This is a genomic window from Kribbella sp. NPDC050470, from assembly GCF_044458365.1.
GTDB lineage: Bacteria > Actinomycetota > Actinomycetes > Propionibacteriales > Kribbellaceae > Kribbella.
In genome coordinates, this window is the sequence record NZ_JBITHV010000014.1 from 292,906 (window position 1) to 304,973 (window position 12,068).

The 12,068-nt window shown below is 67.7% G+C and carries 10 protein-coding genes and 1 pseudogene; 8 read left to right on the plus strand and 3 right to left on the minus strand.

Annotated features, from left to right (window positions below):
- The 3 genes from gnd to dnaA all read right to left on the minus strand — a co-directional run bounded on the left by gnd (window position 1) and on the right by dnaA (window position 4,195).
- Complete coding sequence (gnd, locus tag ACIBGM_RS38625) at window positions 1-918, minus strand: phosphogluconate dehydrogenase (NAD(+)-dependent, decarboxylating) (protein WP_360527819.1); 918 nt, start codon at window positions 916-918, stop codon at window positions 1-3.
- Between the two features lie 27 nt (window positions 919-945).
- Window positions 946-2,091 (minus strand): DNA polymerase III subunit beta, encoded by a 1,146-nt coding sequence (dnaN, locus tag ACIBGM_RS38630; RefSeq protein ID WP_360527816.1) that lies wholly within the window; start codon window positions 2,089-2,091, stop codon window positions 946-948.
- A 496-nt stretch (window positions 2,092-2,587) separates the two neighbouring features.
- Window positions 2,588-4,195 carry a chromosomal replication initiator protein DnaA gene (gene dnaA, locus ACIBGM_RS38635; RefSeq protein ID WP_396388374.1) on the minus strand — a complete coding sequence of 536 codons (1,608 nt, stop codon included), beginning with the start codon at window positions 4,193-4,195 and terminating at the stop codon, window positions 2,588-2,590.
- A gap of 1,396 nt (window positions 4,196-5,591) precedes the next feature.
- Here dnaA and rpmH point away from each other — a divergent pair.
- The 8 genes and pseudogenes from rpmH (at window position 5,592) to ACIBGM_RS38675 (ending at window position 11,639) form a co-directional block, all read left to right on the plus strand.
- Window positions 5,592-5,729 (plus strand): 50S ribosomal protein L34, encoded by a 138-nt coding sequence (gene rpmH, locus ACIBGM_RS38640; RefSeq protein ID WP_130386492.1) that lies wholly within the window; start codon window positions 5,592-5,594, stop codon window positions 5,727-5,729.
- A 26-nt stretch (window positions 5,730-5,755) separates the two neighbouring features.
- Window positions 5,756-6,103, plus strand: a complete 348-nt coding sequence (gene rnpA / locus ACIBGM_RS38645) for a ribonuclease P protein component (protein WP_396388368.1) — start codon at window positions 5,756-5,758, stop codon at window positions 6,101-6,103.
- Complete coding sequence (gene yidD / locus ACIBGM_RS38650) at window positions 6,100-6,411, plus strand: membrane protein insertion efficiency factor YidD (RefSeq protein ID WP_360527810.1); 312 nt, start codon at window positions 6,100-6,102, stop codon at window positions 6,409-6,411. Before rnpA ends, yidD begins: the two co-directional genes overlap by 4 nt.
- A pseudogene (yidC, locus tag ACIBGM_RS38655) lies at window positions 6,412-7,398 on the plus strand (membrane protein insertase YidC); the annotation flags it as partial. It abuts the gene before it with no gap.
- 325 nt (window positions 7,399-7,723) lie between these two features.
- Window positions 7,724-8,239, plus strand: a complete 516-nt coding sequence (locus ACIBGM_RS38660) for a R3H domain-containing nucleic acid-binding protein (RefSeq protein WP_360528056.1) — start codon at window positions 7,724-7,726, stop codon at window positions 8,237-8,239.
- 60 nt (window positions 8,240-8,299) lie between these two features.
- Window positions 8,300-8,935, plus strand: a complete 636-nt coding sequence (rsmG, locus tag ACIBGM_RS38665) for a 16S rRNA (guanine(527)-N(7))-methyltransferase RsmG (RefSeq protein WP_396388369.1) — start codon at window positions 8,300-8,302, stop codon at window positions 8,933-8,935.
- Window positions 8,936-9,477: 542 nt separating this feature from the next.
- A complete protein-coding gene (locus ACIBGM_RS38670; protein ID WP_360527804.1) occupies window positions 9,478-10,413 on the plus strand; it encodes an AAA family ATPase in 936 nt (311 codons plus the stop codon).
- A 269-nt stretch (window positions 10,414-10,682) separates the two neighbouring features.
- Window positions 10,683-11,639, plus strand: a complete 957-nt coding sequence (locus ACIBGM_RS38675; RefSeq protein WP_396388370.1) for a ParB/RepB/Spo0J family partition protein — start codon at window positions 10,683-10,685, stop codon at window positions 11,637-11,639.
- Window positions 11,640-12,068 lie beyond the last annotated feature (429 nt).

Below are 12,068 nucleotides of genomic sequence, written 5' to 3' on the forward strand. Positions count from 1 at the left end.
TCAGTGCTTCGTGGGCGGCGTCGCGTACGACGGGTCCTCGGCGCCCTTGACCGCGTGGCCGCCGAACTGGTTACGCATCGCCGCGATCGCCTTCATCGCCGGCGAGTCCTCCTGCCGGGAGGCGAACCGGGCGAACAGCGACGCGGCGATCGCCGGCACCGGTACGGCGTTGTCGATCGCGGCCTCGACGGTCCACCGGCCCTCGCCGGAGTCCTCGGCGTACCCGCGGATCTTGTCCAGGTGGGTGTCTTCCTTGAGCGCGTTCACCATCAGGTCCAGCAGCCAGGACCGGATCACGGTGCCCTCGCGCCAGGACTCGAACGTCTCCGGCACGCTCTCCACGACGTCCGCGGCCTCGAGCAGCTCGAAGCCCTCGGCGTATGCCTGCATGATCGCGTACTCGATGCCGTTGTGGACCATCTTGCTGAAGTGGCCGGCGCCGACCTTGCCTGCGTGCACGAAACCGAAGTCGCCCTCGGGCTTGAGCGCCTCGAAGATCGGCATCAGCGTCGCGACGGTGTCGTTCTCGCCACCGCACATCAGCGCGTAGCCGTTCTCCAGGCCCCAGACGCCGCCGGACACACCGCAGTCGACGAACTGGATGTCCTTCTCGGCCAGCTGCGCTGCCCGCCGGGTGTCATCGGTCCAGCGGCTGTTACCGCCGTCGATCACGATGTCGCCGGGGGAGAGCAGGTCGGCGAGCTCGGTGATGACCGGGTCGATGGCCTGCACCGGGACCATCACCCAGACCACCTTCGGCTGGCCGTCGGCGGTCAGCTTGCCGACCATGTCGGCCAGGTCCTTGGCGTCGGAGATGTCCGGGTTGTGATCGAACCCGACCACGGTGTGCCCCGCGTTGCGGATCCGCTGGCGCATGTTGCCGCCCATCTTGCCGAGACCGACAAGGCCGAGCTCCATCGTGCAATCCCCTTGTTCTGTTGGCTTTCAGCTGTTGAGGCGGACCGGCATCAGCACGTACCGGAACTCGCTGATCGGTTCGCCGTCGAAGTCCCGCACACCGGTCAGCTCGGCCGGCTTGGTCGCCTGCGTGAAGGCCAGGTGGGCGACCGGCGTGCCGATCGCGTTCAGGCCGTCGAGCAGGTACGTCGGGTTGAAGCCCACAGTAACCGGCTCACCGGAGACCCGTGCCTCGATCGACTCGGACGCCTGCGCCTCGTCACCGCTGCCGGCGTCGAGCGTCACGCTGTCCTCGCTGAAGGTCAGCCGCACCGGGGCATTCCGCTCCGCGACCAGGGCGACGCGCTTGACCGCCTCGACCAGTGTCGCGGTGTCGATCCGGACCCGGGTCGCGATCGCCGAGTCGGTCGGGATGATGCCGCGCACCTTCGGGAACTCGCCGTCCAGCAGCCGGGTAGTGGCTCGCCGGTTGCCGCCGGACACCTCGCCCTCGAAACCGACGATGCCGTCACCGGTACCGGGAGCGGCCAGCGACACGATCACGTCGGACCCGGTCATCGCCTTCGCGGTCTCGGACAGCACCCGGGCCGGCACCAGCGCGGCCGCGGACGCATCGGGGGACTGCGGGTTCCACTCGAGCTCGCGGATGGCCAACCGGTAGCGGTCGGTGGCGAGCAGCGAGATCGTGGATCCCTCGATCTCCACCCGGACACCGGTCAGCACCGGCAGCGTGTCCTCGCGGCCGGCCGCGGTCACCACCTGGGAGACGGCCTGGGCGAAGACGTCGCTCTTGACCGTTCCGCTGGCGGCCGGAAGCTCCGGCAGGGCCGGATATTCCTCCGTGGGAAGCGTCTGGAGCGTGAACCGCGAACTGCCGCAGGTCACTTGTGCCTTGGCGCCGTCGACGGCGACGTCCACAGGCTGGTTCGGAAGGCTCTTCGAGATGTCGGCGACGAGCCGGCCGGAGATCAGGCACTTGCCGCTGTCGGCCACCTGCGCGGGCACGGTGACCCGCACCGAGGTCTCGTAGTCGAAGCCGGACAGGGTGATCTGCCCGTCCTCGGCCTCGACCAGAAGGCCGGCAAGGATCGGGACGCTGGGACGACTGGGCAAACTGCGCGCGGCCCAGGCCACCGACTCGGCCAGTACGTCGCGCTCGACGCGAAACTTCACCGCTGGGTGCCTCCTGATTCGGCTGTGTGCCAGGCAGATCCTGCCACGGACAAGTGTGATGTGCGCCAACCGGGCGTGACGTGGCGCTCCGGGCGGGTCGCGTCGCCGTCGTTCCTGTGCTTCTGAGAACAGCCTGACAGGTCCGTCAAACCGGCGCGAGACCGGGGTTTTCCCCAGATCGGGCCGCTCGTTCGTTTTGTGGACTGGGAACTCTCTACAGATTCCATAGGGTTCTTAGCACCGGTGGATACTGTGGAAAAGCGACGAGTTCGCAGGTCAGACCCCATTTCGGCCTGGGGATGCCGTGTGGACGAATCTCGCTTGGGCTGGGGACGCCTGCGGATGACGAAATCTGTCCCCACAGCGAATCCACAACACACACGGCTGTGTCCACCGCGATACCCACAGTTTTCCACAGGTGTATCCCCAACCTGTGTGGTTCGTGTGACCGCGCTGTAGCGCTCGGCGTGCAGGCTCCCGGGCGCGGTCACGGACCTCATTGCTGCTTGGCCTGGTGCTTGATCCGGTTGGTCAGCTCGGTCACCTGGTTGAAGACGCTGCGGCGCTCCGACATCAACTGCCGGATCTTCCGCTCGGCGTGCATCACCGTGGTGTGGTCGCGGCCGCCGAACTGCTGGCCGATCTTCGGCAGCGAGAGGTCGGTGAGCTCGCGACACAGGTACATCGCGATCTGCCGGGCGGTCACCAGCACCCGGCTCCGGCTCGAACCGCACAGGTCGTCGATCGACAGACCGAAGTACGACGCGGTCTGGCCCATGATCATGCTGGCCGTCACCTCGGGCTTGCTGCCCTCGGGGATCAGGTCCTTCAACACGATCTCGGCCAGGCTCAGGTCGACCGGCTGCCGGTTCAGGCTGGCGAACGCGGTGACCCGGATCAGCGCGCCCTCGAGCTCACGGATGTTCGTCTGCACCTTCGACGCGATGAACTCCAGCACCTCCGGCGGCGCGGTCAGCCGCTCGGTGGCCGCCTTCTTCCGCAGGATCGCGATCCGGGTCTCCAGGTCGGGCGGCTGGATGTCGGTGATCAGACCCCACTCGAACCGGTTCCGCAGCCGGTCCTCCAGCGCCTCCAGGCGCTTCGGCGCCCGGTCGGAGCTGATCACGATCTGCTTGTTCGCGTTGTGCAGGGTGTTGAAGGTGTGGAAGAACTCCTCCTGGGTCTGGATCTTGCCCTCGAGGAACTGGATGTCGTCGATCAGCAGTACGTCGACATCGCGGTACCGGCGCTGGAACTGGGACGCCTTGTCGTCGCGGATCGCGTTGATGAAGTCGTTGGTGAACTCTTCGCTGGAGACGTACCGGACGCGGGCCCCGGTGTAGAGGCTGCGGACGTAGTGCCCGATCGCGTGCAGCAGGTGGGTCTTGCCCAGCCCGGAGTCGCCGTAGATGAGCTGCGGGTTGTACGCCTTGCCCGGTGCCTCGGCCACTGCGACCGCGGCGGCGTGCGCGAAGCGGTTCGAGCTGCCGATGACGAAGGTCTCGAACGTGTACTTCGGGTTCAGCCGGGCCTCACCCTGGGCCTCGGTGGCCGGCTGGGGTGGGGCCGAGCCGTTCGGCGGTGGTGCGACCGAGCCGAACTGCTGCTGCGGAGCTCCCAGCTGCGGTGCGCCGAGCTGTGGCGCCTGTCGGGTCGGCTGGTCGTAGTGCTGAGCCGGCTCCGGGCGCTCCTGCGGTGCGGGCTGCCCGAAGTGCTGCCCAGGGTGCTGTGCATGCTGCCCGGGGTGCTGCGCGGTGGAGCTGGGGGCGGTCCGCGGCGACTGGATCGGCGGCTGGTAGGAGCCCTCAGTCCGCAGCGGCTCCCGTACGGCGGGCTGCGGCGGCGCCTGCGGTTCGCGCAGCTCGGGGTCGAGAGACGGGTCGACGGTCACGGCGATCCGGATGTCCCGGCCGAAGCTCTCGGTCAGTATGCGCTCGAGGTCCGGGCGGAGCCGGGTCTCGAGCTGGCCGCGGGTGAAGTCGTCGGGCACCGCGACGATGGCGGTGCTCTCGTGCAGCGTGACCGGCCGGGAGTTGGTCAGCCAGGCGCGCTGGTTCGGCGGCAGGCCCGCGAGCACCCGGGTCCAGGCGTCACCGAGGTCCATCACCGGGGCCGGTTCCGCGACATCAGGCACGGCCGGTCTGGTCTCCGCACTGCTGTTGTCCGCACGCCCATCACCCTCGCTTCGCCCCACGCCGGTCGGTTCGCGCTCACTGCTGTATTGAGGAGCGAGACCACCACGTTGATTCAGTTCCCCGCTGTAATCCTGCGGCTGCTGCTCGTTGCCGTGGTGAGCTGCCGGCTGCTCGGCGCCGTACTGGGGTTGCTGCGGGTAGCCGCCGTACTGCGGCGGCTGTGGCTGAGCGCCGTACTCGGAGGTCTGCTGTGGCGTGCCGTAGTCGGGGGACTGCCGTGGTGCGCTGTAGTCCGGGGTCCGCTGTGCGGTGTTGTAGTCCGGGGACTGCTGCGGGCTGCTGTACTCCGGGGTCTGCTGGGGCGTGCTGCCGAAGCCTCGGCCCTCTGCCTCGAACGCGACGCTCTGGCCGAAGCGCTCGGCGCGGGGCACGTCGACGGAGTACTTGTCGTTCTGTACGTCGGCGTACGACAGGTTGTCGGCGACGGTCGGCGCGGAGCCGAAGTACGGCGTGCCCGGAGCGGTCGTGCCAGGGAGATCGGTGGCGGCCCGCTCGAGCTCCGAGCGGTAGGCGTCGGGGCGGTAGCCGTCGCCTGCCGGAGCCGACGGGTAGCCGAGCTCGCTCGGCGTGGTCGGAGGGGTGGCGCCCTCCGCGGGCTCGGCCCGCGGCACCGGACCCGGCTCGGGGGTGATCCCCGGCCTGAACTCCGCTCCGGCGTCCCCTGCGAATTCCGCACTGGCGGAATGGTCCTCGACCACGCGTTGCTCCCCGAATCCATCGCTGCGGTGGCCGGCGCGTTCCGGTGACCCGGGCGGCGCGACCGTTAGACCCGACACCGTGCGGTCGCTGCGTCGTCTCCGGCTCGGCGCGACCGCCCTTGTCCGCCGCCGGCCGCCGCACTGTCCACACGGTTGTCCACAGATGTGAACGACGGGTGGAGCAGGTTGGTTACCAGTTGCGGGATGTGGGACCTCTGGTGTGAGGGGCTGACGCTAACAAGTCGAGCCAGGCTGCTTCAAGCCGTCATCCACAGGCTATGAACCCAAAATTGGGGGCAACCTGCGGCGTGTCGAGTTGACGCCGGAGCGTAGTCATGGTGGCAGAGCCCACGGTGACGGTCACCTGACCGTTCGTGTGTCGACTATTCTGTCCACAAGCCTGTGGAAAACCCTGGGGATGACTGGTTTGACCCATCCACAGGCGGCCACGTACCGTGGATCGGTCGGTGTTGAGCCGGCCGTTTCGTGCTGCGCTCCCTGCGGGACCACAAACCGGGTTCTTGAGTGGTGTGCAGGACTGCACCAGCGGCAGATCTATCAGTGGATTTGTCGACAATTGTGATCTCGAGTAACCGGAGTCATTCCAGTGAGCAAGCGGACGTTCCAGCCGAACAACCGTCGCCGGCACAAGAAGCACGGCTTCCGTCTTCGGATGCGTACCCGTGCGGGTCGCGCCATCATCGCCGCCCGCCGTGGCAAGGGCCGTCAGCGCCTCGCGGCCTGAGCGGTCTTCTCGACGGTGACCACCCCGTGTTGCCTGCGTCGAACCGGTTGCGCCGGTCCGACGACTTCCGTCGCGCAGTCCGGTCCGGACGGCGTGCGGGCAGGCGCGCGGTGGTGGTCCATCTGTTCCGGCGGGACGATGCCGCGGCCGATCCCGCTCGCGTCGGATTCGTGGTGAACAAGGCGGTGGGCAACGCGGTTCTGCGGAACCGGGTCCACCGCCGCCTGCGCGCCGTACTGGCGACGCGGCTCCCTGATCTGCCGGCCGGCAGCCTGACTGTTGTCCGTGCCCTTCCGTCGTCCGCCTCGGCGTCGTACGACGAACTGGTCGCGGACGTGGACGGCGCTTTGGCGCGGTTGCTGGGGTCACGATGAGGATCAACCCCGTCAAGTACGGGATCATAGGTTTCCTGAAGCTCTACCGGACCTTCGTCAGCCCGATGTACGGGCAGGTGTGCAGGTTCTACCCGAGTTGTTCGGCGTACGCCCTGGAGGCGGTCGAACGCCACGGCGCGGTGCGCGGTTGCTGGCTGGCGATGAAAAGGCTGATTCGCTGCCACCCGTGGAACCCCGGAGGCTACGACCCCGTTCCACCCACAGATGTCGACCAGCGCGGAGACTCGATCTCCGCCAATCAGCCCGGATCGTCCACCGACGCCGGGCCCGTGCAGCGAGGTGCTTGAGTGACTCTTCTGGCCATCCCCCAGCTCGCGTTGTGGGACGGGATCGTAGACCTGTTCAACGCCGTCATGACGCCGCTGTACTGGGCTGTCTCGGCGCTGCTCGTCGGATGGCACTGGCTGCTGAGCCTGGTGCTGGACCCGGACGGCGGCTGGGCCTGGGCGCTGTCGATCGCCGGTCTGACCATCGTCATCCGGACCCTGCTGATCCCGCTGTTCGTGCGGCAGATCCGTTCCAGCCGGAACATGCAGCTGCTGCAGCCCAAGATGAAGGAGCTGCAGAAGAAGTACGGCCATGACCGGGAGAAGCTCGGTCAGGAAATGATGAAGCTGTACAAGGACACGGGCACCAACCCGTTCTCCTCGTGCCTTCCGCTGCTGCTCCAGTCACCGGTCTTCCTGGCCCTGTTCCGGGTGCTCGACGGCGCCTCGAAGGGCGAGGCGCACAGCAGCATCATCGAGCCGCAGATCGAGTCGCTGCGGCACGCCACGATCTTCGGCGCCGAGATCTCGCAGACCTTCCTGCGGGCCAGCGGCGAGGGCGCGATGAACGTCAAGATCGTCGCGGTCGTCCTGATCATCCTGATGACGACGACGATGTTCATCACGCAGCTGCAGCTGATGCGCAAGAACATGCCGAAGGAGGCCCTCGAGGGCCAGGCCGCGCAGATGCAGAAGATCATGCTGTACGTCTTCCCGATCTTCTTCCTGATCGGCGGCTTCAACTTCCCGATCGGTGTGCTGATCTACTGGTTCGTCTCGAACCTCTGGACGATGGGCCAGCAGTTCTACGTGATCCGCCGCAACCCGGCTCCCGGCACCCCGGCGTACGACGCCATGGAGGCCCGCAAGCGCGAGCACAACCTGCGCGCCGGCCGCCCGGCCGAGGAGGGCCTGGCAGGCGAGGAGGGTACGACGGAGACCCTCACGGACCGCCGTCCGGCGCAGCGGCAGCAGCCGAAGCGGCAGTCGCGCAGCGATCGCAAGGGCGGCGCCGCGTCCACAGGTGCCTCGTCGACTGGTAGCGAGTCGACTGCCGACACCTCCGCCAGCAACGGGCAGGCGTCGACGAACGCCAAGCCCGAAGCGGCCAAGAAGACTCAGGCCGGTGCTGCCAAGAAGCAGCCGGCCGGCAAGAAGGGTACGACGGCGAAGCGCCAGCCCGCGGCCAAGTCGGCCGCGCAGAAGAAGGCGGCGCAGAAGAAGTCGGGCGGCTCCCGCTGACCGGTCGCCGGTCACCCTGCCTGCTTGTGTACACCTGGGTCCCCGTGGGGCGGATCTCGACATTGCGAAGGAGTTGGCCGTGACCGACGGCATGCAGAACACCGAGGCGGCGGAGCAGCCCACCGCCAAGACGACCACCTCGGACGAGCGGCTCAAGGCCCTCGAGGCGGAGAGCGACATCGCGGCCGACTACCTCGAGGAGCTTCTGGACATCGCCGACCTGGACGGCGACATCGACATGGACATCGACGGCGACCGGGCCGCCGTGTCGATCGTCGGCGCCGAGCTGAACAACCTGGTCGGTGAGAACGGCAAGGTGCTGGAGGCGCTGCAGGAGCTGACCCGGCTGGCGGTCTACCGCGAGACCGGCGAGCGCTCCCGGCTGATGCTGGACGTGTCGAACTACCGGGCGAACCGTAAGGCGGAGCTCGAGGAGGTCGGTCGCAAGGCCGTCGAGGAGGTGCAGGCGACCGGTGCTCCGGTGCGCCTGGACCCGATGACGCCGTTCGAGCGGAAGGTCGTGCACGACGTCGTCGCGGCGGCCGGGCTGACCAGCGAGTCCGAGGGCGAGGAGCCACGCCGCCGCGTCGTCGTCCAGCCGGCCTGATCCGATGACGGGACAGGCCCGCTTGTGACCGAACCTGTTTCACGTGAAACGCCGCCGCTCGTGGAGAAGTTTTATCCACGGGCGGCGGTCCGGCTTGCGGCGTACGCCGAACTGCTCGCTACCCAGGGGACGCTGCGTGGCCTGATCGGCCCGCGTGAGGTCCCGCGGCTGTGGGACCGGCATCTGCTGAACTGCGCCGTACTCGAGCGCCTCATTCCTGAGGACTCCACGGTGGCCGACGTCGGCACCGGAGCCGGCCTGCCAGGGATCGTGCTGGCGCTCGTCCGTCCTGACCTTCAGGTGGCGCTCGTCGAGCCGCTGCTCCGGCGCACCACCTTCCTGCAAGAGGCGGTCGACGTACTCGGTCTGGAGAACGCCACGGTGGTGCGTTCCCGGGCCGAGGATCTTCCGCCGGCGTCGTACGACGTGGTGACTTCGCGAGCTGTCGCCCCCTTGGGCAAACTGGCCAAGTGGTGTCTGCCACTGTGCGCCGAAGGGGGACTGATGCTGGCGATGAAGGGGTCGTCTGCCGAGGAGGAGTTGGAGGCCTCGGAGCGCGAGCTTGCGTCACTCGGGGCAGAGGTTTGGCACATTCACCAACTCGGTGCGGATGAACTGGCCCAGCCGACGACAGTCGTGAGTATTGTGGCCGGACGTGCTGCAGGGGGATCCCGGCACGGAAGACGCGGGAGGTGAGCGGGTTGGTGAGTCGTGCCCTCGGATGGCCCGAGAAGAGCACCGGTGAGCCGAAGACAGCGCAGGGCATTGGCTGGCCGGCAGACCCTCAAACCGCCATCCGCCTGATCACCTCGGACCCGACCACCGACCACTCTGCCTCTCCGGGCACGACGCCTGAACCGTCCACCGCCGCAGAGCCGACCGCACCTCACAGCCCTGCTGCTTCGACTGCTCCGACCGCTCCGCCTGTCGATGGTGCTTCCCTTCGGGCTACGGCCGCAACGGGTCTGAGCATCGCCCCGGCATCGGATCCGGCGTCCGTTTCACGTGGAACGGCAGAGTCGCGAGATGATGGTGCCGGGGCCGAATCGGCGTCACTGATGGACGCCGACAAGGACTTCGACGAGTCTCCAAGACCTGTGGATGACGACCCCATGAAACTGCCCTTGCACACGGGAATTCGTCCACAGAGGCCTGTGGACGAAGCTGGGGGCAGACCTGCCCCGACCCCAACTGACATCCTCTTCGGGCCAAGTCCCGCACCTATCGGAATGGGCGCTATGACTGCCGCACAGATCGCCGCGCGGGCCACCTCGGACGAGCTTCAGCGACGACTTCTCGAGACTCCGATCGCCGCCGCCACCGAACGGACCCTGCTGGTGAATGAAGGACGCACGATGGGCCGGGAGTTCCCGCTGCCCGCTGAAACCCGGGTCTTCGTCGTCGCCAACCAGAAGGGTGGCGTCGGGAAGACCACGACGACCGTGAACGTCGCCGCCGGTCTCGCGCTGTACGGCGCCCGCATCCTCGTCATCGACCTGGACCCGCAGGGCAACGCGTCGACCGCCCTCGGCATCGACCACTCGGAAGGGACCCCCGGCGTCTACGAGGCGATCATCGAGGGCGAGTCGCTGAGCAAGCTGCTGCAGCCGTGCGCCGAGCACCCCGGCATCCAGGTCGTCCCAGCGACGATCGACCTGGCCGGTGCCGAGATCGAGTTGGTCAGCATCGTGGCCCGCGAGAGCCGCTTGAAGCGCGCCCTCGACGCGCACCTGGAAGAGACCGAAGCGGCCGGCGAGAAGTACGACTACGTCTTCATCGACTGCCCGCCGTCGCTCGGTCTCCTGACCGTCAACGCACTGACCGCGGCGCGCGAGGTCCTGGTCCCGATCCAGAGCGAGTACTACGCACTCGAGGGTCTGTCCCAGTTGCTCCGGCACATCGACATGGTGAAGTCGCACCTGAACCCCGGGCTCGATGTCTCCACGATCCTGCTGACGATGTACGACGCCCGGACCAAGCTGGCCGGCGAGGTCGCAGCCGAGGTTCGTGGCCACTTCCGGGACGCCGTACTGCGGACCGCCGTACCGCGTTCGGTCCGGATCTCCGAGGCGCCGAGCCACGGGCAGACCGTGCTCGCGTACGACCCCGCGTCCGCCGGAGCCCTCTCCTACTTGGAGGCCTCCCGCGAGATCGCGATGCGGAACAACGCCTGAACCGAACGCCTCTGGCGCCGGTCGAGCACCGCTCGGCCGGCGCTTCGTTTGTCCAGCCCGACGTTTCACGTGGAACATCGTCGAGCCTGTTTCACGTGGAACAGGCCCGGCAGACGGTCAGCCCTGTGGATGCCCGTTCGAAGAGCTGGATGGGACCAGTTACGGTTGCTCAGGCAGCTACCGGCCCCGAACGGCGTTTCACGTGAAACGAGCCCGCGGGCAGTGGTACTCCAAGAACATCAGCAGGTTGTCGAACTCGAGGGAGCGCGATGAACACCCGACTCGGACGCGGACTTGGTGCGCTGATCCCCAGCTCACCCGCTCCCGGTAGCACCACAACGCTCGGCAGCAAGTCCAGTTCGATTCCCGGTGCACCGCCGGCGACCATCAGGACCGAGCCCGAACTGACCGCCGTACCGGGCGCGTCGTTCGCGGAGATCGAGGTCGACAGGATCACCCCGAACCCGAAGCAGCCGCGCACCGTCTTCGACGAGGAGGCGATGGAGGAGCTGGTCCACTCGGTGAAGGAGATCGGCCTGCTGCAGCCGATCGTCGTACGGCGCCTGGAGGCCGACAAGTACGAGCTCGTCATGGGCGAGCGTCGTTGGCGCGCGACCCAGCAAGCCGGCCTGGCCACGATCCCGGCCATCGTCCGCGACACCTCGGACGACGTGATGCTCCGGGACGCGCTGCTGGAGAACCTGCACCGCAGCCAGCTGAACCCGCTCGAAGAGGCGGCCGCCTATCAGCAGATGCTCGACGACTTCGGCTGCACCCAGGAAGTCCTTGCCACTCGCATCGGCCGGTCGCGTCCGCAGATCTCCAACACCCTCCGGCTGCTGAAGCTGCCGGCCTCGGTCCAGCGCCGCGTCGCCGCCGGCGTCCTCTCCGCCGGCCACGCCCGCGCACTCCTCGGCCTGCCCAGCGGCGACGCGATCGAACGCCTCGCCCAGCGCATCGTCGCCGAGGGCCTCTCGGTCCGCACCGTCGAAGAGATCGTCGCCCTCGGCGACATGAACTCCGACGACGCCACCCCCCAACGCCGCCGCGCCAAGCCAGTAGCCCCCCGCCTCGTCGACCTGGCCGACCGCCTCTCCGACCGCTTCGAAACCCGAGTCAAGGTCGACCTCGGCAAGACCAAGGGCAAGATCACCGTCGAGTTCGCCTCCCTCGACGACCTAGAACGAATCGTCACCCTCATGGACCCCAACAAGCCCACCCCCTGACAAACCCCCACCCCACGGCCCCGAAGCCTCCGCTCCGGGGCCGTCCTCATACCCACGAACAACAGCCCGCCGAGACACAGCGTCCTGTTGGTTGCAGCCCCCAAGACACCAAAAGGTGCATCCAACGCGACGCGGTCAGGCCCGGCTACGGAGTGCCTGGAGGAGGAACGCGTAAGTCCGGACGCGGTCGACCGCGCCCGTGGCTCCGAGAACCTCGACGATGGCACCCAGCCACGCGTGGGGAAGTAGCCAGCAAAGATGACGATCGTCCCCGCTCAACCGACTCGCCGACGCCGTGACGGATGCCGGAACCAGAGCGCTTCCAAGCGGCTCGATGTCAACGGCAGCCGAAAACTGACCAGCTTGCGGCAACTGAATGTTGACCATCTTCTGGTTCATGGTTCGTCGGTCGGGGCGGTGGGGACGCGG

Coding starts and splice junctions, on each gene's coding strand:
- ACIBGM_RS38675 (WP_396388370.1), top strand. CDS start 10,683: ATGAACACCCGACTCGGACGCGGACTTGGTGCGCTGATCCCCAGCTCA.
- ACIBGM_RS38660 (WP_360528056.1), top strand. CDS start 7,724: ATGCAGAACACCGAGGCGGCGGAGCAGCCCACCGCCAAGACGACCACC.
- ACIBGM_RS38670 (WP_360527804.1), top strand. CDS start 9,478: ATGACTGCCGCACAGATCGCCGCGCGGGCCACCTCGGACGAGCTTCAG.
- yidD (WP_360527810.1), top strand. CDS start 6,100: ATGAGGATCAACCCCGTCAAGTACGGGATCATAGGTTTCCTGAAGCTC.
- dnaA (WP_396388374.1), bottom strand. CDS start 4,195: ATGGACCTCGGTGACGCCTGGACCCGGGTGCTCGCGGGCCTGCCGCCG.
- gnd (WP_360527819.1), bottom strand. CDS start 918: ATGGAGCTCGGCCTTGTCGGTCTCGGCAAGATGGGCGGCAACATGCGC.